Annotated in this window: 18 protein-coding genes and 3 pseudogenes; 12 read left to right on the top strand and 9 right to left on the bottom strand. The window is 72.7% G+C overall.

Features of this window, described 5'->3' with window-relative positions:
- Nucleotides 1–134 precede the first annotated feature (134 nt).
- The 4 genes and pseudogenes from CCZ36_RS04745 to CCZ36_RS04730 all read left to right on the top strand — a co-directional run.
- Nucleotides 135–1487 (top strand): transcriptional regulator, encoded by a 1353-nt coding sequence (locus tag CCZ36_RS04745; protein ID WP_069739827.1) that lies wholly within the window; start codon nucleotides 135–137, stop codon nucleotides 1485–1487.
- Between the two features lie 87 nt (nucleotides 1488–1574).
- Nucleotides 1575–2104: pseudogene (locus CCZ36_RS04740) on the top strand (NUDIX domain-containing protein).
- Between the two features lie 396 nt (nucleotides 2105–2500).
- Nucleotides 2501–3397: pseudogene (locus tag CCZ36_RS04735) on the top strand (ATP-grasp domain-containing protein); the annotation flags it as partial.
- 32 nt (nucleotides 3398–3429) lie between these two features.
- Nucleotides 3430–4386, top strand: a pseudogene (locus tag CCZ36_RS04730) (CocE/NonD family hydrolase C-terminal non-catalytic domain-containing protein); the annotation flags it as partial.
- A 170-nt stretch (nucleotides 4387–4556) separates the two neighbouring features.
- Here CCZ36_RS04730 and CCZ36_RS04725 read toward each other — a convergent pair.
- From CCZ36_RS04725 to CCZ36_RS04715, 3 genes are read right to left on the bottom strand one after another with little or no spacing between them, the layout of a single operon-like run.
- Nucleotides 4557–5567, bottom strand: a complete 1011-nt coding sequence (locus CCZ36_RS04725; protein WP_128817084.1) for a transporter — start codon at nucleotides 5565–5567, stop codon at nucleotides 4557–4559.
- Nucleotides 5564–6460, bottom strand: a complete 897-nt coding sequence (locus tag CCZ36_RS04720; protein ID WP_128817083.1) for an ABC transporter ATP-binding protein — start codon at nucleotides 6458–6460, stop codon at nucleotides 5564–5566. The genes CCZ36_RS04725 and CCZ36_RS04720 overlap by 4 nt, the downstream gene beginning before the upstream one ends.
- Complete coding sequence (locus tag CCZ36_RS04715) at nucleotides 6457–6861, bottom strand: GntR family transcriptional regulator (protein ID WP_128817082.1); 405 nt, start codon at nucleotides 6859–6861, stop codon at nucleotides 6457–6459. The genes CCZ36_RS04720 and CCZ36_RS04715 overlap by 4 nt, the downstream gene beginning before the upstream one ends.
- Before the next feature lie 71 nt (nucleotides 6862–6932).
- On the opposite strand from CCZ36_RS04715, the gene CCZ36_RS04710 reads away from it, so the two are divergent.
- Nucleotides 6933–8075 carry a MerR family transcriptional regulator gene (locus CCZ36_RS04710; protein ID WP_128817081.1) on the top strand — a complete coding sequence of 381 codons (1143 nt, stop codon included), beginning with the start codon at nucleotides 6933–6935 and terminating at the stop codon, nucleotides 8073–8075.
- A 188-nt stretch (nucleotides 8076–8263) separates the two neighbouring features.
- Here CCZ36_RS04710 and CCZ36_RS04705 read toward each other — a convergent pair whose 3' ends face one another.
- Nucleotides 8264–9121 carry a 3-hydroxybutyryl-CoA dehydrogenase gene (locus tag CCZ36_RS04705; RefSeq protein WP_069739832.1) on the bottom strand — a complete coding sequence of 286 codons (858 nt, stop codon included), beginning with the start codon at nucleotides 9119–9121 and terminating at the stop codon, nucleotides 8264–8266.
- Between the two features lie 201 nt (nucleotides 9122–9322).
- Here CCZ36_RS04705 and CCZ36_RS04700 point away from each other — a divergent pair, with 201 nt between their 5' ends.
- Nucleotides 9323–10627 carry a glycoside hydrolase family 10 protein gene (locus CCZ36_RS04700; protein ID WP_128817080.1) on the top strand — a complete coding sequence of 435 codons (1305 nt, stop codon included), beginning with the start codon at nucleotides 9323–9325 and terminating at the stop codon, nucleotides 10625–10627.
- A gap of 134 nt (nucleotides 10628–10761) precedes the next feature.
- Here CCZ36_RS04700 and CCZ36_RS04695 read toward each other — a convergent pair whose 3' ends face one another.
- Entirely contained in the window at nucleotides 10762–10971 is a 210-nt protein-coding gene (locus tag CCZ36_RS04695; RefSeq protein ID WP_069744331.1) for a DUF1918 domain-containing protein, read from the bottom strand.
- A gap of 95 nt (nucleotides 10972–11066) precedes the next feature.
- The gene (locus CCZ36_RS04690; protein WP_128817079.1) at nucleotides 11067–12089 is read right to left on the bottom strand and encodes a DMT family transporter; all 1023 of its coding nucleotides are present in this window, start codon (nucleotides 12087–12089) and stop codon (nucleotides 11067–11069) included.
- Here CCZ36_RS04690 and CCZ36_RS04685 point away from each other — a divergent pair.
- The 4 genes from CCZ36_RS04685 (at nucleotide 12088) to CCZ36_RS04670 (ending at nucleotide 16100) form a co-directional block, all read left to right on the top strand.
- Nucleotides 12088–13542: an aminotransferase-like domain-containing protein gene (locus CCZ36_RS04685; protein ID WP_128817078.1), complete on the top strand. Its 1455-nt coding sequence runs from the start codon at nucleotides 12088–12090 to the stop codon at nucleotides 13540–13542. The genes CCZ36_RS04690 and CCZ36_RS04685 overlap by 2 nt on opposite strands.
- 110 nt (nucleotides 13543–13652) lie before the next feature.
- Nucleotides 13653–14228 (top strand): histidine phosphatase family protein, encoded by a 576-nt coding sequence (locus tag CCZ36_RS04680; RefSeq protein WP_069739837.1) that lies wholly within the window; start codon nucleotides 13653–13655, stop codon nucleotides 14226–14228.
- Nucleotides 14229–14357: 129 nt separating this feature from the next.
- A complete protein-coding gene (locus tag CCZ36_RS04675) occupies nucleotides 14358–15527 on the top strand; it encodes a serine hydrolase domain-containing protein (protein WP_128817077.1) in 1170 nt (389 codons plus the stop codon).
- Between the two features lie 75 nt (nucleotides 15528–15602).
- The gene (locus CCZ36_RS04670) at nucleotides 15603–16100 is read left to right on the top strand and encodes a peptidylprolyl isomerase (protein WP_069739839.1); all 498 of its coding nucleotides are present in this window, start codon (nucleotides 15603–15605) and stop codon (nucleotides 16098–16100) included.
- A gap of 394 nt (nucleotides 16101–16494) precedes the next feature.
- Here the strand turns inward: CCZ36_RS04670 and CCZ36_RS04665 are convergent, their stop codons facing one another.
- Entirely contained in the window at nucleotides 16495–16896 is a 402-nt protein-coding gene (locus CCZ36_RS04665) for a DUF5997 family protein (RefSeq protein ID WP_069739840.1), read from the bottom strand.
- A 58-nt stretch (nucleotides 16897–16954) separates the two neighbouring features.
- Between CCZ36_RS04665 and CCZ36_RS04660 the strand changes: the two genes are divergently transcribed.
- Both CCZ36_RS04660 and CCZ36_RS04655 read left to right on the top strand, forming a co-directional pair.
- Nucleotides 16955–17746 (top strand): LysR family substrate-binding domain-containing protein, encoded by a 792-nt coding sequence (locus CCZ36_RS04660; protein ID WP_128817076.1) that lies wholly within the window; start codon nucleotides 16955–16957, stop codon nucleotides 17744–17746.
- 233 nt (nucleotides 17747–17979) lie between these two features.
- On the top strand, nucleotides 17980–19347 hold the full coding sequence (locus CCZ36_RS04655) for a hypothetical protein (protein ID WP_128817075.1): 1368 nt from the start codon (nucleotides 17980–17982) through the stop codon (nucleotides 19345–19347).
- A gap of 49 nt (nucleotides 19348–19396) precedes the next feature.
- Here the strand turns inward: CCZ36_RS04655 and CCZ36_RS04650 are convergent, their stop codons facing one another.
- Together CCZ36_RS04650 and CCZ36_RS04645 are read right to left on the bottom strand one after the other, a co-directional pair.
- A complete protein-coding gene (locus tag CCZ36_RS04650; protein ID WP_069739843.1) occupies nucleotides 19397–20005 on the bottom strand; it encodes a GOLPH3/VPS74 family protein in 609 nt (202 codons plus the stop codon).
- A 62-nt stretch (nucleotides 20006–20067) separates the two neighbouring features.
- On the bottom strand, nucleotides 20068–21390 hold the full coding sequence (locus CCZ36_RS04645; protein ID WP_069739844.1) for a cysteate synthase: 1323 nt from the start codon (nucleotides 21388–21390) through the stop codon (nucleotides 20068–20070).

Genomic DNA, 21390 nt, shown 5'->3' with positions numbered 1-21390 from the left:
TTGCGAGGGAGTTCATTCAACCGAGCCCGGGACCCTTGCGGCAGAGCGCACGGCAGGAGGGTTCGGGCATTCCGTTCACACCCCGTGTGAATCGTGCTCCACTAGGCTCATTGCGACACGCACCTGGGGGGACGATGGAGCCCAATGTCCTGCTCGAATCGTTGATCGAGGAGTCCGGTGTCTCCCGGGCGGGCCTCGCCGGTCACGTCAACCGGGCGGGCCGGTCCCGCGGGCTGAGCCTGCGGTACGAACACACCGCCGTCTCCCGCTGGCTCAAGGGCCAGCGCCCGCGCGGCCAGGTGCCCGACCTCATCTGCGAGGTGCTGGGCGCACGGCTCGGCAGGCCCGTCGGGCTCGACGACATCGGGATGGGCGCCTCGGCCGCCTCGGCGGGGACGGACACCGGATCCGGGAGCGCCTCCCTCTCCGGGTTCGTCGAGCGGGCCACCGCGCTGTGGCGCTCCGACGAACAGCAGCGCCCGCACCTCGCCGCCGTGCCCGCCGTCACGGGGACCTCGGCGGTGATGCCGGTCTGGGAGTGGGAGAACCCCCCGGAGGACACCGACGTCTCCCGCCCCGGCCCCGGACGGGTGAGCCCCGCCGACATAGCGATGCTCAAGGCGGCCCGCGACCACTACGAGCAGATGTACCGCAAGACGGGCGGCATCGCGACCAGGTCCCGGATCGTCCGCTTCCTCAACGCGGAGGCCGCGCCGCTGTTGCGCGGCGGCCACAGCGACGCGCTCGGCCGGAGCCTGCACCGGGCGACGGCCGGGCTGGTGGCGGTGGCGGGGATCTGCGCCTACGACTCCGACGCCCACGGGCTCGCCCAGCGCTACTTCCACCAGGCGCTGCGGCTCGCCAAGTCCAGCGGGGACCGGGGGCTCGGCGGCTATGTGATCGCCCTGCTGGTCACCCAGTCGCTGTTCCTCGGCGACTACCGCCGCTCCATCGCCTTCGCCGAGGCCGCTCTGCGGGCCGCCGGCGGCCACATCACCCCGGCCCTCGCCGCCGATCTGCACGCCATGCAGGCCAAGGCGTACGCTCAGCTCGGCGACGCGGCGAGCGCCCGCGCCTGCATCGGGCGGGCCGAGGCGCAGGCGGGGCGGATCCACACCGGGCGGGAGCCGGACGAGACCGGGTACGTCCAGCCGGGCCTGGTCGACGTCCAGGTGGCCGAGGCGCTGATCGGTCTCGGTGATCTGCCCGCCGCCCGGGAGCACGCGGCCTCCGCCGTGCGCGCCCCGGCGCACGACCGGGGGCGCGTGCACCGCCTCGCGATGCTCAGCCATATCGAACTGCTCCAGGGCGAGGCCGACCGCGCGGCCGGTACAGCTGCCGAAATGGCCGTACGGGCACGGGGAATGGAGTCCCAGCGGCTGCGTGACCGGCTGCGGCAGGTCCGCGGCGAACTGGCCGCGAGCGGCTGCGCCGATGCCGTCGGGACCGCCGATCTCATCGACGAGGCGCTCCGCGTGCCTCTGTGAGCTCCGCCGTCGCCCCCGTCGCCCGTTCCCTCCGACTGCCGAGCCTGCTGGCATGTTGACCCCAACATGTCGAAAGGCGGCAGAACTGTGCAGTGGACGAACTTAAGTGAACAGAATGTGTATCAGAACCCGTGGTTCCGGGTGAATCTGGCGGATGTCGAACTGCCCGACGGCAGCCACCTCGACCACTTCGTCATCCGGCTGCGTGCCGTCGCGGCCGCCACCGTCGTCAACGAGGCGAACGAGGTGCTGTTGCTCTGGCGGCACCGGTTCATCACCGACAGCTGGGGGTGGGAGCTGGCCGCGGGCGTCGTCGAGGACGGCGAGGACATCGTGGCGGCGGCGGCCCGCGAGATGGAGGAGGAGACCGGCTGGCGCCCCGGCGAGCTGCGCCCCCTGCTCACCGTGGAACCGTCGAACGGCCTCACCGACGCCCGCCACCACCTCTACTGGTCCGAGGAGGCCCACTGGACCGGCCACCCGCAGGACCCCTTCGAGTCGTCGCGCCGCGAGTGGATACCCCTCAAGGTGGTCCCGGACATGATCGCCCGGGGGAGGTGCCCGCCGCGAACATGGCGGCAGCGCTGATGATGCTGCACCATCTGAGGCTGGGCTGACCTCGGGCCGCGACGAAGCCCTCGTGTGCGCGAGGGGGATCCGATGGAGAGGAGATCTGCGCCGGCCTCGCATCGGGGGCCGGCGCACGGCGGTCAACGCCTCGGCCGCACACGGCTCCTGACCTCGGGGAAGCATGCACCGGCGGGTCCGGCCGCGTGAGCACCGGGCCCGCCACGAGGACCGCCGGCGGGCGTCGCAGACCGCGCCGGTCCTGCGGTTCGCCCACGCACGCGGTGACCGCGCGGCCCATGTTCGTACGGGCACCACCGGATCTGCGGCGGATCTGCCTGCCCGGACGGCTGCCCCAGGGGTACGGGCGGAAACAGCCGGGCGGCGGAGCGCCGGCCCACAGGAGCGCCGACGCATGGGCACGCCGTCGCCGGGCACGCGGCCGGATGCACACAAGCATTCCCCACCGGAAGGACCGTCGCGTGCCTGAGGACCATCGTCTGAACATCTTCGTCGTCGGCCTCGACGAGGCCAACCTGCCCACTCTGCGAGCCGTCCCGGGCGCGGACGCCTACCGCTTCCACGGACTGCTCACCCCCGAGGAGCTCCAGGAGGGGGAGGTCAGCGTGAATGACCTCCTCGACCGGGCCCGGAAGGTGCTGGACGCGCACGAGGGGAGCATCGACGCCATCGTGGGCTACTGGGATTTCCCCGTCAGCACCATGGTCCCGATCCTCGGCAAGGAGTACGGCACCCGCACCACGAGCCTGGAGTCCGTGGTGAAGTGCGAGCACAAGTACTGGAGCCGGCTCGAGCAGCGCAAGGCGGTCGACGCCTGTCCGCGGTTCGGCCGCGTCGACCTCGACACCGACGACCCGCGGCCGCCCGAGGGCGTCTCCTTCCCGATGTGGCTCAAGCCCGCCCTCGCCTACTCGTCCGAACTGGCCTTCGGCGTCAAGGACGAGCGCGAGTTCCAGGCCGCGGCCAAGGAGATCCGCAGCGGCATCGGTCGTGTCGGACGGCCCTTCGAGACCGTGCTCGGCATGCTGGAACTGCCCGAGGAGATGGACGGCATCGGCGGCGAGGTCTGCCTCGCCGAAGAGGCGATGACCGGGATACAGGTGGCTGTCGAAGGCTACGTTCACGAGGGCCGGCCCACCGTCTACGGCGTGCTGGACTCGATCAACTACCCCGATTCGCCCTGCTTCCTGCGCCACCAGTACCCCAGCACTCTGCCGCCCGACGTCATCCGGACCCTGCACGACATCAGCGAGCGCACCATGCGCCAGATCGGCTTCGACACGGCCACCTTCAGCATCGAGTACTTCTACGACCCCACCACCGGCTCCTGATGCACGACGGGACCGGGGCCGACGCAGAAGGCCCGGAGGGCCAGGAACGCACCCACACCGTCCAGTCCCCGCTGTCCGTGGGCCAGTTCGCCGGCAAGTGGGCGTCCTACAACGCTCCGCCGGATCTGCCCTACGACCAGCGCGAGGAGGACGGCGGCTCGCTCGTGTTCCAGACGGACGTCCTGACCGAACGCGTGGAAATCCTGGGGGCCCCCTCCGTCACCGTCGCCGTGTCGGCCGACGCCCCTGTCGCACAGGTGAACGTCCGCCTTTCCGACGTCGCCCCGGACGGACGCTCCACCCGGGTCACCTACGGCGTACTCAACCTCGCCCACAGGGACAGCGAGGCGGAGCCGAGCGAGCTCACCCCGGGGGAGCGGTACACGGTCCGCGTTCCTCTGCACGCTGTGGCGCAGGCGTTCCCGCCCGGCCACCGCATCCGGCTCTCCCTGTCCACCTCCTACTGGCCGCTGGTCTGGCCCGCCCCCGAGCCGGTCCTGCTCACCGTGTACGAGAACGGCAGCGCGCTCACCCTTCCGGTCCGCGACCAGGACGTCGCCACGGACACGGAGCTGCGCCCGTTCGGCGAGCCCGAGGGCTGCGCACCGTCGGCCGTCACCCAGCTCGGCGAACCGGAACAGGCATGGACGGTCACCCGTGACCTCGTGAACTACCGGTCCGTACTCGACATCGTGAAGGACCAGGGACGGCGGCGGTACGAGGACTCCGGCATCGACGTCGGCCTGCGCGCGCGCGAACGCTACAGCTGGGTGGCCGAGGACTTCGACTCGGTGCGTGGCGAGTCGGCCTGGACCATGAGCTTCGGCCGGCCCGGGTGGGACGTGCGGGTGGAGACGCGTACCGTCCTGACGTCGGCCGAGCACGCCTTCCACGTGGACGCGACACTGGACGGCTACGAGGGCGGCCGCCGCGTGTTCTCCCGTACGTGGAACGAGGACGTCCCCCGAACGAGCGTCTAGGCCCGGACGTCCACGGCCGGTGCTCCGGCCCACGGGGCGCCCCCGGTACCGCCGGCCGCGGCGATACCCGGGGTGCGACGTCGCCGAACACCGCGAGGGGCCGCCGGGTCCCGGCTGCCCCTCGCACTTCCTTCAACGGTCCGGCGCAGCGCCCCGGAGCTGCTCCCCGGTCAGGTCACTCGGCGGCGGATCCACCAGGCGCAGAACCCGGTCAGGGCCAGGGCGAGGCCGAGGTAGAGCCCGGTCTCGGCCCATTGAAGGGCCCAGAAGTTGCCGGCGGGCTGGTACGTCACCTGCTGCCTGTAGCCCAGGGCGCCGAGGTCGGCGAGGCAGCCCTCGACCTGCTGCAGGGCGGGTGGGCCCGACTCGGTACGCAGGCAGTCGGCGAAGGACGACGGCACGGGGGTCGGCCGGCCGGCCCCGTCGAGCGTCTGCTGGGCTGTGACCCAGGCTCCGGGCACGTCTTCGGGATGCGCGACGAGCTGCCGGGCTCCGTCCTGGACGCTGATGGGGCCGCCGCCTGGTTCGATCGGCACGGTGGTCCGGTCCGCAGCTGCCAGATGGGACCGGACCCACACCGGCACGGCGATCTGGACGGCGGCGTATAGGGCGAACGTGGTGGCCATCGCGGGCAACGTGCGGCGGATGACGAGACCGAGGGTGACGCCCAGGACGAAGGCGAAGACGGCGTGGGACATGGGGGCGACACCCCGTGCGGCGAAGGCCACGGGATCGAGGCGCGGGAAGTAGGTGTCCGTTGCGCCGCCGCCGTTGATGGCCCGGTCGATGGGGCTGCTCCACCAGCTCACCGCGAGGCTGGTCAGTCCGGCAGCGGTCATGGAGGCCGCCGCGCCAAAGCCCAGCTTGGTCGCCAGCCAGCGGGTGCGGGTGACGCCCTGGTTCCACGCGAGGTAGTGGGTACCGGTCTCCAGCTCGCGGGAGATCAGTGGTGCGCCCCAGAACATCCCGATGACCGCCGGCACGGCGAGTACGACCAGCAGGCCGGTGTAGTAGAGGGTCTGGTCCGCACGGGAGACCTGGTCCACCAGGCTGCTGCCGGCCGTCCGGTAGAGGTCGGACAACTGTGGGCCGGTGACCGCGAGGGCGGCGGCGAGGGCGGCCACCGCGGCGAAGATCACGGCGGCCTGGGTGCGGAACTGGCGCCAGGTCAGCCAGATCATCGGAGCACCTCCAGTGCGGGCCGGGTGTCACGTACGGCATCGGCGGGCCGGGTCATGTAGGCCAGGACGATGTCTTCCAGGCCGAGGGGACTGACGGTCCAGGACGGATCGTGGACTGCGGTGTCGGTGCGCACCAGGAGGGTGGTCTGCCGGTCGGTGTGGCTGGCGGTGATGACGTGCTGACCAGCCGGGAGTGTGTCCGAGTCCCGGCGCGGCCCGGTGAGACGGTGGTGGCAGGCGACCAGGTCGTCGATGTCGCCGGCCACCTGCATCCGGGAGTCCACCAGGACGATGACGTAGTCGCAGGTCCGCTCCACGTCGGAGACCAGGTGCGAGGAGAGCACGACGCTCAGTTCGTGCTCGGCGACGGCCTCCATCAGGTCCTGCATGAACTCCCGGCGGGCGAGCGGATCCAGGGCGGCGACCGGCTCGTCCAGGATGAGCAGTTCCGGGCGCTTGGCGATGCCCAGGGTCAGGGCGAGCTGCGCGCGCTGGCCGCCGGACAGCCTGCCGGCCCGCTGCTGCGGGTCGAGGCCGAGCCGACGGACCCGGTCGCGCGCCACGGCGTCGTTCCACGTCGGGTTGAGGCGCCGGCCCAGGGCGAGGTGGTCGGCGACGCTCAGCGCGGCGTAGACCGGGGTGTCCTGGGCGACGAAACCGACCTTGGCCAGCTGCTCCACGTCGGCGGCGGGACGGCCACCGCAGACCTCGATGGTGCCGGCCGTCGGGGTCAGCATGCCGGAGGCCAGCTTCAACAGGGTCGACTTGCCCGCGCCGTTGGGGCCGACCAGGCCCACCACCCGACCGGCGGGGACGTCCAAGTCGCACTGCCGCAGCGCCCAGCGCTGCTTGTACCTCTTGCCCAGGCCCTGGGCTCGCAAGACGGCGCTCACGCCACGTCCTCTCCGGCGGCATTGCGAAACGTGTTCATGAACAGCGCCTCGATGCTCTCGTCGTCGAGCCCGGCGAGGCGGGCTTTGGTCAGCCAGCGCTGCAGGTCCTTGCGCAGCGGTCCCTGCGCGGCGAGCGAGCCGTCGGCCAGCGTCCGGGTCACGAACGTCCCGACGCCGGGACGGGCGGCCACCAGGCCGTCGTGCTCCAGCTCCCGGTACGCCTTGAGCACCGTGTTCGGGTTGACCGCCATCTGCTTCGCCACCTCCTTGACCGTCGGCAGCCTGTCCCCCACATCCAGCAGACCCAGGCGCAGTGCGTGTCGGACCTGCTGGACGAGCTGCTGGTACGGGGACAGGCCGGACCGGCTGTTCAGATGGAACTCAATCACCGGTTCCTCCATTTATCTAGTTGCCTAGCACTTTAGCTTCCTCAGGTGATGGTTGGTCAACAGGGCAGGCTCTTGACCCTCACGTGGCGTCAGGCCGCATAGTCGGTGCCGTGGAAGACCACTGGACCGTCGGACGCGTGGCCGAGCTGGCCGGCGTGAGCGTCCGCACGCTGCATCACTACGACGAAATCGGGCTCGTGCGTCCGTCGACGCGGACCGCCGCCCGGTACCGGGCCTACTCCGCGGCCGACGTGGAGCGGCTGCGGGAGGTGCTGGCCTACCGGAGGTTGGGCTTCGGGCTGCGGGAGGTGGCGGAACTGGTCGGCGACCCGTCCACCGACGCGGTCGCGCACTTGCGCCGGCTGCGCGGCCTGCTGGTGGAGCGGCGTGACCGCGCTGACGCCATGGTGACGGCAATCGACAGGGAACTCGAGGCGCGAGCGAAGGGGCTGAAGGTGACACCGGAGGAGCAACTGGAGATGCTCGGCGCACGTCTGTACGAGGCGATCGGTGGCGCCTACACCGCCACACGGCGTACCGATCCGCGGATCGCCGCGCAGATCTGGGACGCGCTCGGCGACGCGCGGACGGTGCTGAACGTAGGAGCCGGCACCGGCTCCTACGAGCCCGCCGACCGGCATGTCACCGCGGTGGAGCCATCGGCGGTCATGCGGGCCCAGCGGCCCGCCGGTTCGGCACCGTGCGTGGCCGCCGCCGCGGAGAGCCTGCCGTTCGAGGACCGCTCCTTCGACGTGGCGATGGCCGTCTCCACCGTTCACCACTGGGGGGATCCGATCGCGGGGCTGCGCGAGATGCGGCGAGTGGCCCGACGCGTGGTGGTGCTCACGTTCGACACCGACGAGCCCGATTGGCAGGGCAGGTTCTGGCTCACCCGCGACTACCTGCCCGAGTTCGCCGGCATCCTCGCGGGTTTCCCCTCGCTCGCCGGGATGGCCGGCGTGATCGGGGCCCGTCCTGAGCCGGTGCCGATCCCGTGGGACTGCGCTGACGGCCTGTTCGAGGCTTACTGGCGCCGACCGGGGGCGTATTTGGAGGAGCACGTGCGCCGCGCGATGTCGGTCTGGACGAGGGTCGGGCCGGAGGCGGAGCAACGGGCGGTACGAAGCCTCAGCGACGACCTCGCATCCGGCCGGTGGGCCGAGCGCAACAGCGACCTCGTCGATCTCGGCGCGGCAGATCTCGGCCTCCGCCTGCTCGTAGCCTGAACCTCGTCGCGGTGTCTGTGCTGACGGCGGCTCCTGGAAGGCCCACCGGGCGTGTGCGGCGCTGCGACAGGACCCCGGCACGGCGGAGGGTCTGCAGGAGGGGATGAGACTCTTCGGGGCCGTACACGGCCCTGACCTCGATGCGCGGGCCCGACGGCGTGAGCGCGCCGGGCCCGCCGGCAGGGCGGTCAGTAGGCGTAGAAACCCGACCCCGTCTTGCGGCCGAGCCGCCCCGCGTCGACCATCCGCTGGAGCAGCGGGGGAGCCGCGTACAGCGGCTCCTTGTACTCGGCGTACATCGAGTCCGCGACCGAGGCCACGGTGTCCAGGCCGATCAGGTCCGCCAGCTTGAGCGGGCCCATCGGGTGGGCACAGCCCATCTCCATGCCGTTGTCGATGTCCTCGCGGCTGGCGATGCCCGACTCGAACATCCGGATCGCGGAGAGCAGGTACGGGATCAGCAGCGCGTTCACGACGAACCCGGAGCGGTCCTGGGCGCGGATCGGGTGCTTGCCGAGCACGTCCTGCACCACGGCCTCGGCGCGCTTGATCGTCTCGTCCGACGTGGTCAGCGCCGGGATCAGCTCGACGAGCTTCTGCACCGGGGCCGGGTTGAAGAAGTGGATGCCGATGACCTGGTCCGGGCGCGAGGTGGCGACGGCCAGCTTCACCAGCGGGATCGAGGAGGTGTTGGAGGCCAGGATCGCGTCCTGCCGGGTCACCACCTGGTCGAGCACCTGGAAGATCTCCGTCTTGACCTGCTCGTTCTCCACGACGGCCTCGATGACGAGATCGCGGTCGGCGAACTCCCCGAGGTCGGTGGTGAAGCTCAGCCGGCCGAGGGTCTCGTCCCGCTCCTCCGCCGTGATCTTGCCGCGTTCGGCGGCCTTCGAGAGGGAGTTGTGCAGACGGGTGCGGCCGATCTCCAGCGCTTCGCCGGTGGTCTCGGCGACCTTCACTTCGAGGCCGCTGCGCGCGCACACCTCCGCGATACCTGCGCCCATCTGGCCACAGCCCACCACTCCGACGCGTGCAATGTCGGCCATAAGGTCCGTCACCTCGTGCCTTTCGCTGTTCTCCGTATCGCAGGGTCCCGTGTGATTCCGGTGCCCGCCTCGACCCCACGACGTTACTCCGAATGCCGACGCGGACGACCCGCGGGTCATGACGGCTACGGATGGGCATGATGCGGTTACGTAGAGCCATCGGAGTCGGGTGCGGGACACGGCGGAGAGAGGTGGGCCGGGATGCGGCGCACGGGTGTGGCGAGAAGGACGTTCGTACTGGGCGCGGCCGGGCTGCTGGCGGCGATGACGACCGCCGGTGACGCGGTCGCCTCCCCCTCGGGGCGGCGGAGGGGCGGCGGGCTTCCGCGGGCGGCGGGCGAGGTGCGCGGCATGTGGATCGCCACCGTCGCCAACATCGACTGGCCCTCGAAGCCGGGCCTCACGGCGGTACGGCAGGAGGCCGAGCTGTTGGCTCATCTGGACCGGGCGGTGGAGCTGCGGCTCAACACGGTGATGTTCCAGGTCCGGCCGACCGCCGACGCCCTGTGGCCCTCGCCGTACGAGCCGTGGGCCCACTGCCTCACCGGCACCCAGGGCAAGGACCCGGGCTGGGATCCGCTCGGCACGGCGGTGCGCGCGGCCCACGACCGGAGCCTGGAGCTGCACGCCTGGTTCAACCCGTACCGGGTGGCGAACCACACGGACCCGTCCCGCCTGACCGCCTCCCATCCCGCCCGGAAGCACCCGGACTGGGTCGTCCCGTACGGAGGGAAGCTCTACTACAACCCCGGGCTGCCGGAGGTCCGCCGCTTCGTCCAGGACGCGATGCTCGACGCCGTGCGCCGCTACGACATCGACGCCGTGCACTGGGACGACTACTTCTATCCGTATCCGGTGGCCGGGCAGACCTTCGACGACGACGCGGAGTTCGCGCGGTACGGCGGCGGCTTCGCCGACCGGGCGGCCTGGCGGCGCGACAACATCGACCGGCTCGTGCGCGAGACGGGGGAGCGGATCCGGGCGATCAAGCCGCACGTCCGCTTCGGCATCAGCCCCTTCGCGGTCTGGCGCAACAAGGCGACCGATCCGCTGGGGTCGGACACGCGGGCGGGGGTGCAGACGTACGACGACCTGCACGCCGACACCCGTAAGTGGGTCAAGGAGGGCTGGATCGACTACATCTGCCCGCAGATCTACTGGCACATCGGCCAGACCGCCGCCGACTACGCCAAGGTCCTCGCCTGGTGGAGCCGGACGGTCCGCGGCACGGGCGTCGAGTTGTACGTGGGCGAGGCGCTGTACAAGGCGGGCGACCCCGCCCAGGCCGACGCCTGGCAGGACCCGGCGGAACTCTCCCGCCACCTCACCCTCGCCCGCAACCACGAGGAGGCGGGCGGCCATGTCTTCTTCTCCGCGAAGAGCGTGATGGCCGACCGGATCGGCGCGATGCGACGCGTGGTGGCCGACCACTACCAGGACCGGGTCCGGCTCTATCCGGACCGGGGCCGCGCCCTTTCCCGCCGCCGGGGCCGTTACCCGGGCTGAGCCGGACCCGGACCGCTCCCGGGCCGAGCCGGACCGGAACCGCTCCCGGGCCGAGCAGCCGGGTGCGGCTGCCGGGCCGAGCCGCCCACGCCGGCGGCCGGGACCCTTCCGCACGGTCCCGGCCCCAGGCGCTGCTACCGCGCCCGCTCGTCCTTCGGCGCGTCCATGTGCTGGACGACGCTGTCGGGACCCGGTGACATCAGATGTTCATGGCCGTCGTCGAAGCGGAGCCGGTACGGGGGAGCGCCCCCGTCACCGAGCACCTCGATGATCTCGGCGACCCGGTCGTGCTGTCCCACGGTCCTGCCGTGCATCAGCAGCCGGTCGCCCGTGTGTGCCTCCATCGGGAGCGACCTCCTCACAGGGGGAGACGGTGTCCGTGTCGACAAGTCTATGACCGTACGGGCCGGGATACCCGTCCTGACCGTACGGTCCCGGCTCACCGTGCCGCGCGGCGGCCGGCCCGCTGGGTGGCGGCGATGCAGACGAGTACGGCCACCGCCGCGACCGGAGCCGCCGCCGACAGCTCCTCGCCGAGCAGGAGGAAGGACCACACGAGCGTCAGCAGCGGCTGGGCGAGCTGGAGCTGGCTGGCGCGGGCCACCCCGATCGCCGCCATCCCCCGGTACCAGACGTACAGCCCGAGGAAGGTCGATCCGGCGGCGACCCACACCAGGCCGACGACGCCGTGGGCGGTCAGGTGCACGGGTTCGAGCGGCAGGGCCACCAGGCTGCCCGCGACCGCGAGCGGCAGGCACAGGACCAGCGCCCAGCCGATCACCTGCCACCCCGGCATCACCCGGGCCAACCGGCCGCCCTCGGTGTACCCGGCCGCGCAGACCAGCAGGGCGCCGAACAGATACAGATCACCGGAGGTCAGGGCACCGCCGCTCTGCTGCACGGTGAAGGCGATCACGACGGCCGCCCCGGCGAGGGCCGCGATCCAGAACACACGTGAGGGGCGCTCGCCGGTGCGAAGGGACCCCAGTACCGCCGTGGTCAGCGGCAGCAGGCCCACCACCACGGCCGCGTGCGAGGTGGTGGAGGTCTGGAGGGCCAGCGTCGTCAGAAGCGGGAAGCCCACCACCACTCCGCCCCCGACCACCGCGAGCCCGGCCCAGTGGCGGCGCGCGGGCAACGGGACGCGTGCGGCCAGCAGCACCCCGCCCGCGACCACGGCGGCCAGCACGCTGCGCAGGGCCACCAGTGACCAGGGGCCGAAGCTCTCCAGCCCCCAGGCCGTGGCCGGGAAGGTGAGCGAGAACGCCACGACGCCGAGCCCGGCGAGCACGGTGCCGCTCCGGCCGGCCGAAGCGGCTCCCGGGGGAGCGGCTGAAGAAGCTGCCGAGGATGCGGCCGAAGAGGCTCCCGAGGAAGCGGCCGCCGAAAGGGGGTGCGAGGTGGCCGCCGGATCGGCGACCGCTATCGCTATAGGCGGGGTAGCGCTATTCTGTGCTCTCATGCAAGAGCGTAGCAGCGTCGCCGAACTGGTCACTTCCCTGCGGGCCGAGCTCAACCGCTACTCTCCCGGTGGAAAGCTGCCGTCCAGTCGGGCACTTGTCGAACGGTTCCGGGTCAGCCCCGTCACCGTCTCCCGCGCCATCGCCCAGCTCGCCGCCGAGGGGCTCGTCACCACCCGCCCCGGCTCCGGCGCGTTCCGGGCGGAGCCCCGCGCGGCACTGCCCGCCCCGGGCGACACGTCCTGGCAGGAGGTGTCGCTGAGCGGCGACGGCGGACCCGAGGTCGTGCCCCGTACGGTCGACGCCTCCGGGGTGCTGGTCACCCTCGCCGCTCCGCCGCCCGGCGTCATCGAGCTCAACGGCGGCTATCTCCACGCCTCGCTCCAGCCCGAACGGGCGCTCTCCGCGGCCCTGGCCCGTGCGGGCCGCAGACCGGGGGCCTGGGGCCGCCCCCCGACGGACGGACTGCCCGAGCTGCGGTCTTGGTTCGCCCGCGAGATCGGCCCCACCGTCAGCGCCGCCGACGTCCTGATCACCGCGGGCGGCCAGAGCGCCCTGGCCACCGCCCTGCGCGCCCTCGCCCCGCCCGGCGCCCCGGTCCTCGTGGAGTCGCCGACCTACCCCGGGATGCTCGCCGCCGCCCGCGCCACCGGACTGCGCCCCGTCCCCGTGCCGGTCGACGCCGACGGGGTGCGCCCCGAGCTGCTCGCCGACGCGTTCCGGGCCACCGGCGCCCGGGTCCTCGTCACCCAGCCGCTCTTCCAGAACCCCACCGGGGCCACCCTCGCGCCCGCCCGCCGGCCCGAGATCCTGGCCATCGCCCGGGCGGCCGGGGCGTTCGTGGTCGAGGACGACTTCGCCCGTCGGCTCGTCCACGACGACGCCGGACCGCTCCCCGCGCCGCTGGCCGCCGACGACCCCGACGGGACCGTCGTCCACGTCTGCTCGCTGACCAAGGTCACCTCGCCCAGCCTCCGGGTCGGCGCGCTGGCCGCCCGTGGCCCGGTGCTGGAGCGCCTGCGTGCCATCCAGGTCGTCGACAGCTTCTTCGTGCCCCGGCCGCTGCAGGAAGCCGCGCTGGAACTCGTCGGCTCCCCCTCCTGGGGCCGCCACCTGGCCGCCGTCGCCACCGAGCTGCGCCACCGCCGTACGGCCCTGGCCACCGCCCTCGGCGGCGAGCTGCCGGAACTCGTGCTGCCGCACCTCCCGGCGGGCGGCGGCAGCCTCTGGCTCCGGCTCCCCGGCGGCGGCGCGGGGGACGGCGCCGACGAGCCGGCCCTCGTATCGGCCGCCCTGCGGGCCTCGGTCGCCATCGCCCCCGGTCGCCCCTACTTCTGCGCCGAACCCCCGGGCGGACACGTCCGCCTGAGCTTCGCCGCGGTCTCCGGAGCGGCCGAGATCGCGGAAGGCGTCCGCCGTCTCCGTACCGCCTTCGACGGCCTCCGGGGCGCCTGAGGGCGGCTGCCCGATACGGAGGCCCTCGTGGGCTTCCGTGTGCACGCCCTCACGCATGCCCTCGTACCCGCCCCCTTGACCAAACACGCGTTCGGCACCACGATCCCGCCATGACGCTTCGGGTCACCCTGGTCGCAGCGGCGCGCAGCTCCTCCCGGCTGGCCGAGCGCTTCGGCGACGACCGGCCGCTCGATCAGGCCGGCTGGCACGAGGTGCAGCTCGTCGCCCACACGCTCGTCCCGCTCGGCGCCGCCGAACTGCGCTACTGCTCGCCCACCCCGCGCAGCCGCGCCACCGGCGACGCCCTCGGCTTTCATCCGATGGCTCAACCGGCCCTGCGTGACTGGGAGATGGGCCGCTGGCGGGGGCTGACCCTGGGCGAGGTCACCGCCCGTGAACCGGCCGCCGTGGACCTGTGGCTCGCCGACCCGCGCAGCGCCCCGCACGGCGGCGAGTCGATGCTCGGCTTCATCGGGCGCGTGGGCGGCTGGCTGGACACCCGCCCCGCCGACGACGGCCTCGTCGTCGCGGTCGCCGAACCCGCCGTGATCCGGGCGGCCCTCGTCTACGCCCTGAACGCCCCGCCCGCCACGTACTGGAACGTCGACGTCCGCCCCCTGTCCACCGTCACCGTGACCGGCCTGCCGGGCCGCTGGAGCCTGAGCCTGGAGGCGGGCGTCCGCTGATCCGGGCGGCGGCGGCCGAGCCCTGGGCCCTACCGGAGTCCGCCCCTTCCCTCCGGTCCGACCAGTCGGTACGTTGCGTGGGGTGCCCGGTTCCGCCGCCGGACGCGCGCCCGCGACGAGGGAGGCCCCGTGCCGCAGATCCACGGCCACTGCGACGACCGGTTCGCCGGCGTCCGGGACGCCTTCGAGGAGAACTTCACCGAGCGCGGCGAACTGGGCGCGGCGGTGACCGTCCTGGTCGACGGCGCCCCGGTGGTGGACCTCTGGGGCGGCTGGGCGGACGCGGCCCGCACCCGCCCCTGGGAGCGGGACACCCTGGTCAACGTCTGGTCCACCGGCAAGGGCCCGACCGCGCTCTGCGCCCATGTCCTGGCCGACCGCGGACTGCTCGACCTCGACGCCCCGGTCGCCGACTACTGGCCGGAATTCGCCGCGCACGGCAAGGAATCAGTCCTGGTGCGCCACCTCCTCTCGCACCGCTCCGGAGTGGCCGGGCCCGACGCCCCGCTCACCCTGGAGGAGCTCTACGACTGGGAGGCGGTCTGCGCCCGGCTCGCCGCCACCGCCCCCTGGTGGGAGCCCGGAACCCGCTCCGGCTACCACGCGATCAGTTACGGATTCCTCGTCGGCGAAGTGGTCCGCCGGATCACCGGACTGCGGCCCGGGGCGTTTCTCCGGCAGGAGATCACCGGACCGCTGGGCATCGACTTCACCTTCGGCCTCCCGGAGAGCGAGACCCACCGGCTCGCCGAACTCGTCCAGGAACGGGCCGACCGGGCCGCCCAGGCGGCCCTCCTGGACCGGATGACACCGGTGGCCGTCGCCTCCCTGCTCAACCCGCCCACCGGCCGGGCCGTCGCCAACACGCCCGCCTGGCGCGCCGCGGAGATCCCCGCCGCCAACGGCCACGGCACCGCCCGGGCGGTCGCCGCGCTCTACGGGATCCTGGCCGGACGCGGCAGCCTCGACGGCCACCGGATCCTCTCCGAGAAGGCGGCCGCCCGCGCCGGGGAAGGGCAGGGGGCCTGCCGCGACCTGGTCCTCGGCGACGGCTTCCGGCACGAGACGGAGATCGCCCTCGGCTTCTGGCTGAGCGGCGCGAACCGTTCCTACGGCCCCGACCCCAGGGCGCTCGGTCACGACGGCGCGGGCGGTTCCTGCGGCCTGGCCGACCCGGATGGCGCCATCTCCCTCGGATACGTCATGAACCGGATGGGCTCCCGGCTCGCCGACGACCCGCGCAAGACGGCCCTGGTGAACGCCGTCTACGCGGCCCACCGGGGAGCCGCCGCGGGGTGAGCGGAATCCAGGCTTCCAGCGTGCCGACCCAACCCGGGTTTCACCTGCGGTTGCCAGGAATGTGAGGATGTCACCATGACAACCAAGGTCTACTTCGACATCACCATCGACGACGCCCCCGCAGGGCGGATCACGTTCAACCTGTTCGACGACGTCGTCCCCAAGACGACGGAGAACTTCCGCGCGCTCGCCACCGGCGAGAAGGGCTTCGGCTACGCCGGTTCGTCCTTCCACCGCGTCATCACGGACTTCATGCTCCAGGGCGGTGACTTCACCCGCGGGGACGGCACCGGCGGCAAGAGCATCTACGGCGAGAAGTTCGCCGACGAGAACTTCAAGCTCAAGCACGACCGTGTCGGCCTGCTCTCGATGGCCAACGCCGGCCCGAACACCAACGGTTCGCAGTTCTTCATCACCACGGTGCTCACCCCGTGGCTGGACGGCAAGCACGTCGTCTTCGGCGAGGTCGCCGACGAGGACAGCATGAAGCTCGTCCGCAAGATCGAGGCGCTCGGCTCCTCCAGCGGCCGCACCCGCGCCAAGGTCACCATCGCCGAGTCCGGCGTCCTCTGACCGCACCGGTACCCGACGAGCGATCCGGTACCCGACGGGCCCGTGGCAGGGCCGCGCCACCGACGTACGCGTCGGCGGGGCGGACCGGCCACGGGCCCGTGGCGTGCGTCCGTAGGTTTCCGTGATGCCGGCCCCCGCGCCTTCGGCGTGCCGGTGACCATCGCTTTGATCGGACGCCGGCCGAGGCCCGGGGGACGGGCTTCGGCTTCGCCATCGAACCGCGTGACGCGCGGAAGATCCGGGTGGACACCTTCACGGAGGACGCGCGCGAACCGGCCGCCACGATCCACCGTGCGGTGAGCCTCCGGCGAGATTCCTCAGGGGCGGGGCCGCAGGCCCGGACGGGCGGGGATCCGCTTACCGCTGACCGCCGGGGTGTCGCTGACCGCCGGGGTTACTGCTGATCGCCGGAGCGCGCGGCCCGCTCGGCGTTGCGCTCCTTGATGCGAGCGGCCTCCTTGCGCACCTCGGCCTGCGTGGCGCGCTCCTTGCGGAGCCACTCGGGCATCTCGTCCTTCAGGGCGTCGATCTGCTCGGTGGTGAGCGCCTCGGTGACCCCGCCGCGGGCGAGCCCCGCGATGGAGACGCCGAGCTTCGCGGCGACGACCGGACGGGGGTGCGGGCCGGTGCGGCGCAGCTCCACCAGCCAGGCGGGCGGGTCGGTCTGGAGGGCGTTGAGCTCGGTGCGGGAGACGGCACCCTCCTGGAACTCGGCGGGCGTGGCCTGGAGGTACACACCCAGCTTCTTCGCCGCCGTGGCGGGCTTCATGGTCTGGGCGGTCTTGTGCGACGTCATGGGTCCAGGGTATCGACCATGAGACATACCTCCGACCACCGACCGGTAGCCTGGTCCCGTGACAGGCTCGGACATCCCCTCATCCTTCCGGCTCGCGTACGTTCCCGGCGTGACGCCCACCAAGTGGGTGAGGGTCTGGCGCGAGCGGCTGCCCGACACCCCCCTGGAGCTCGTCCAGGCGACCGCCGCGGACGCCCCCGGACTGCTGGCGGACGGCGGCGCGGACGCCGGTCTCGTACGCCTGCCGGTCGACCGGGACGTCCTGGCCGCGATCCCCCTCTACACCGAGACGACCGTCGTGGTGATCCCCAAGGACCACGTGGCGACCGCCGCCGAAGAGGTGTCGCTCGCCGAACTGGCCGACGAGATCGTGCTGCACCCGCTGGACGACGTCCTCGACTGGGAGACCCTGCCCGGCCGCCCCGCCGTCGAACGCCCGGCCACCACGGCGGACGCGATCGAACTGGTGGCGGCGGGCGTGGGCGTCCTCCTCGTCCCGCAGTCCCTGGCCAGGCTGCACCACCGCAAGGACCTCACCTACCGCCCGGTCCCGGAGACCCCCGAGTCACGCGTCGCCCTGTCGTGGCCCCAGGCGGACGAAGCCCCCGACCTGGTGGAGGAGTTCATCGGGATCGTCCGGGGCCGCACGGTCAACAGCACCCGCGGCCGCGCGGCCACCCCGCAGCGCCCCACGGCCAAGGCCAAGGAGAAGGCGAAGGGCAAGCGGGCCGGCGCGGGCGGCGGGCAGGGCGGCGGCGCCCGGCACAAGCCCGCGGCGGGCAGGAAGCCCTCTTCGGGCGGCCGGGCCGGCGGCCCGAGCGGCAAGCGCGGGAAGCCGCGCGGCCGGTAGCGGGCATCGGGCACGCCGAGCCTGTCGGGACGGGGAACGCACCGGGCCCGGGACGAGCCCGGACTCCCGGCACGAGCCCGGACCCCGGGACCGGTACACGCCGAGCCCGGTACACGCCAGGCCCGTGACACGCCTTGCCCCGGAAACCGCCCCGCACACCGCTCCGGAACGCCACCCCGCGCCGGTTCTCTCGTTGATGAGGCAACCGCCGTTTGCAGGGGAGCGCCCGACCGATGCCGAACATCCGCAGAACCCAGCACCTCGGTCTCGTCGGGGTGCTGCTCATCGCCCTGGCCTTCACCGGGCTCCAGCTGACGGCGGTCACCGGCCGGGCCTCGCCCGACACGAAGAACTACCTTTCCTACGCCCTGAGCCTCAGCGGCGAGAGCCGCGAGGAGGCGGGCCGGAGGGCCATCGCGTACTCCTGCGACAGCGGGCAGCACCCGTCCCTCAGCCCTGTCCCCTGGACCAACAGGAAGGCCGTGGGGGAGTCGGAGGAGCAGTGCGTGCGCCGGCTGAACGACTCGGTCGCGTACTGGACCCGCCACGGCAACACGGAGGGGATGACCGCCCCGTTCGCCAACCAGCGGTTCATGGCCATCTTCGAGGCCAGGCCCGGCTATCCGCTGTTCCTGGTCCCCTTCATCGCTGCCTTCGGCATCACGTGGGGCCTCTGGCTGGCGGGGCTCGTCATCGCGCTGTCCGGCAGCCTCTGCGTCCTGCTCACCCTCCGCGCCGCGGGCGCCTCCCGGCGCGCGGGTCTGGCCGGGCAGGCCCTGTACCTCGCCCTGCCCACCGGCACCGTCGCCATGAACCCCCTGAGCGACGGCCTCTCCCTGGCGCTGGGCACGGCGATCGTGCTCGGCTGTGTCCTGCTGCTGCGGGACCGGCCCCGTACGGACGGGGGATCCGGCACGAGCTTCGGGCCGGGGGCGGGCGCCCGGACGGTCTCGGCGAGGCCCCGCACGGGCGCTGCGCTCGTCGCGGGCGGATTCGCCCTGATGTTCCTCGTCCGCTACTCGCAGGCACTGCTGCTGGCGGCCGCGCTCGCGGGGGTCCTCCTGGCCCGGGCCGGTTGGCTCCGCCGGAGAGGGCGGCGCGAGGCGGCCCCCGTACTCCGGGCGGCCGGACTGTGCGCCGGCCTGACGGCGTGCATCTACGCCGTGGCGCACCTACTGGGGTGGCCCATGGGCCAGGACAGCGCCCAGGACCTGCTGACCCACCACTACCAGCGCCCCGATCTGCCCAACCCCTGGCCCGAGTTCTTCGTCCAGGAGGGGGTCTTCTGGTCGGCGTGGTCGCGGCGCCAGATCACCCAGCCCGTGCTTCCCGTCCTGCTCGCGCTCTCGGCCTGGGCGATGCTGAGGAGGCGCTCCGTGGTGCTGCCCCTCGCCGTGGCGGCCGGCGCGGCGGGCCTTCTCAACCAGGCGGGCCACCCGAATCTGGGCCAGTTGTACGGCTACCGCCTCATCGTGTTCCTCTGGCTGCTGCCCGCCCTGGCGATCCCGCTGCTGCTGGACCGGCCGGCCCGGGAGCCCTCACCCGGCCCCGCGCAGCCGGAGCAGACGGGCGACGGCCGGGTGGGCGTCTCCCGGCAGTGACGAGCCGGTCACCGTGCCAGGGCCGAACCGAGGGAGGCCGGGCCCCGGCTCAGGGGCCGCGCCAGACGTTGGCGAAGGCGGTGTTCTCGATGGTCCGCCGCTGCCGTACGGCCTCCAGCTCCATCACCGCTTCATGGACGGTGGCGAGCACGGTGGTCACCGTCTCGTCGCCGGGGGAGGGCTCGTCGTCATCGGCTCGCTCGCCGTCGAGACCCACGGCCGACGCGAGGGAGGCGAGGACGGGGTCCCCCTCCTCCCGGCGCGCGACGGCCCGGCGACGGGTGGGCGTGTCCACCGGCTCCACCTCCTTCGGGCCGAACGGCAGCAGGCCGCTCCGCTTCCGCCGGAGCTCGCCGTCCTCCTCCAGCGCGTCCTGGTAGGCGGCCGCGAGCTCCTGCCCCCGGCGCCACAGCCAGTCCTCGACCCGCTCGTGGGGCGGCTGCCGGACGATCCCCGCAGCGGCCGCGGCCAGCAGCCGGTCGTCCGGCACCGACGACCCGCCCGGCACGACGAGGTCGCCGTCCACGGTGATGGCCCCCGCGTCGAGGAGGTCGAGCAGTTCGGCACCGGCGAGGGCGAGCGACAGGTCGCCCTGTCCCACGGGACGCTCCAACGCGGGATCCATCGCGATGATGAACAGATCTTTCGCCGTGGTCATGAACGGCTCCCCTCAAGGCATCGACCAGGACATCGGTCAGGGCATCGGACAAGGACGGGACCTCACCGCCCGATCCGCCCGGCGAGGCGACTGCCAGGACCAGTATCCCCCGCCCCGGTGTCGAACAGGTCCCTGATGGCGCCGAGCACCGCGTCGTGGGAGCCGTCCAGCCGTACCCGGAGATGAGGCTCGGCCTGGCGCAGCGTGTGGTCCCGGGCCATCCGTGCCCGGCCGCCACCCGTGATGTTCAGGAGCACGGACGCATTCCTCGGAACCCTGCCCTCCGCGACGGCGGTGAAGAGTGAGGCCACCGCTACGGCCGCGGCCGGTTCGAGGTCGATCGACTCGAGGTCGTCGAAGACCCGCCGGGCCGCCACGGCGTCCTCCCGGTCGACGGTGACCACATCGCCGCCGCTCTCGGTGAGCACGTCGAACACGCCGGAGTGCACCGCGTAGGGCGGCCGCCGGTTGGTCAGCTCGTCCGCGAACACGTCACGGAGGGCGTTCCGGCCGCCTCCTGCGGGGGTGAAGGCCCGCGTCCGCCCCTGCCAGGCCCGGTGGATCGGGGCGAACCCGGCGTTCTGCGAGAGCATCAGGCGGGGGAGGGGCCCGGCGGGCCCGGGCATCGTCTCCCGTACTCGCTTGGCGGCCTCGTGCACGCCGATGGCCCCCGCGGCGCTGCCGACCGCCTGGAAGTAGTACTCGGGCAGTTCGCCCGTCTCTTCCGCCGCCGCGTACATCACGGTGCCGAGACCGTCGCGGCGGGCGACGTTCCGCACGCCGCCCTCCACGACGAACCCCGGCCATTTCGCGGCCTCTTCGGACAGGGCGATCACATCCGCGTAGTCGGCACCCTCCACCACGACGAGGCGCACCGCGGGGTGCAGGTCCTCGCGCAGCTTGATCCGGTCCAGCCCCGTGTCGGGAATGATCAGGAGGCACGGCACGGCGTACCGGGAGCAGACCGCGGCGAACGCGGCCGCGGTGTTGCCCGCCGACGCGACGACGAGGACCGGGGCGTTCTCCGGCATCCGGCCGAGGACCGTGTACGCCTCCAGTTCCTTGAAGGTCCCGGTCTCCAGGAATCCGCCCCGCTCCGGCCAGTAGCCGTTGAACGCGACGCGGACACCGGGCATGTCGAGGAAGCGGCACAGACGCTCGCTGCGCAGCACGGTCGTACGCCCGGCCCCGGCGAAGGTGCGGACGACCGGAAGCCACGGTCGGTAGCGGAAGATCCCGTCGACGTCCCGCAGCGGCTCGAACGTCCGCGCCTCGTACTCCGTCTGCAACAGCGCCGGCGCGTGGTCGCCGGCGCAGGACAGCGTCAGCCCGTCGTCCACCTGCTTCAGCCCGCACGCCGGACAGGACAGAGAGTAGTGACACAT

Origin of the sequence: Streptomyces sp. S063, from assembly GCF_002832675.1 — a bacterium.
Lineage (GTDB): Bacteria > Actinomycetota > Actinomycetes > Streptomycetales > Streptomycetaceae > Streptomyces > Streptomyces sindenensis.
The sequence above is the reverse complement of the archived record's forward strand: the minus strand, read 5'-3'. Positions and strand labels throughout refer to the sequence as shown.

Coding starts and splice junctions, on each gene's coding strand:
- CCZ36_RS04745 (WP_069739827.1), top strand. CDS start 135: ATGGAGCCCAATGTCCTGCTCGAATCGTTGATCGAGGAGTCCGGTGTC.
- CCZ36_RS04725 (WP_128817084.1), bottom strand. CDS start 5,567: ATGATCTGGCTGACCTGGCGCCAGTTCCGCACCCAGGCCGCCGTGATC.
- CCZ36_RS04715 (WP_128817082.1), bottom strand. CDS start 6,861: ATGGAGGAACCGGTGATTGAGTTCCATCTGAACAGCCGGTCCGGCCTG.
- CCZ36_RS04705 (WP_069739832.1), bottom strand. CDS start 9,121: ATGGCCGACATTGCACGCGTCGGAGTGGTGGGCTGTGGCCAGATGGGC.
- CCZ36_RS04700 (WP_128817080.1), top strand. CDS start 9,323: ATGCGGCGCACGGGTGTGGCGAGAAGGACGTTCGTACTGGGCGCGGCC.
- CCZ36_RS04695 (WP_069744331.1), bottom strand. CDS start 10,971: ATGGAGGCACACACGGGCGACCGGCTGCTGATGCACGGCAGGACCGTG.
- CCZ36_RS04685 (WP_128817078.1), top strand. CDS start 12,088: ATGCAAGAGCGTAGCAGCGTCGCCGAACTGGTCACTTCCCTGCGGGCC.
- CCZ36_RS04690 (WP_128817079.1), bottom strand. CDS start 12,089: ATGAGAGCACAGAATAGCGCTACCCCGCCTATAGCGATAGCGGTCGCC.
- CCZ36_RS04680 (WP_069739837.1), top strand. CDS start 13,653: ATGACGCTTCGGGTCACCCTGGTCGCAGCGGCGCGCAGCTCCTCCCGG.
- CCZ36_RS04670 (WP_069739839.1), top strand. CDS start 15,603: ATGACAACCAAGGTCTACTTCGACATCACCATCGACGACGCCCCCGCA.
- CCZ36_RS04665 (WP_069739840.1), bottom strand. CDS start 16,896: ATGACGTCGCACAAGACCGCCCAGACCATGAAGCCCGCCACGGCGGCG.
- CCZ36_RS04655 (WP_128817075.1), top strand. CDS start 17,980: ATGCCGAACATCCGCAGAACCCAGCACCTCGGTCTCGTCGGGGTGCTG.
- CCZ36_RS04650 (WP_069739843.1), bottom strand. CDS start 20,005: ATGACCACGGCGAAAGATCTGTTCATCATCGCGATGGATCCCGCGTTG.
- CCZ36_RS04645 (WP_069739844.1), bottom strand. CDS start 21,390: ATGTGTCACTACTCTCTGTCCTGTCCGGCGTGCGGGCTGAAGCAGGTG.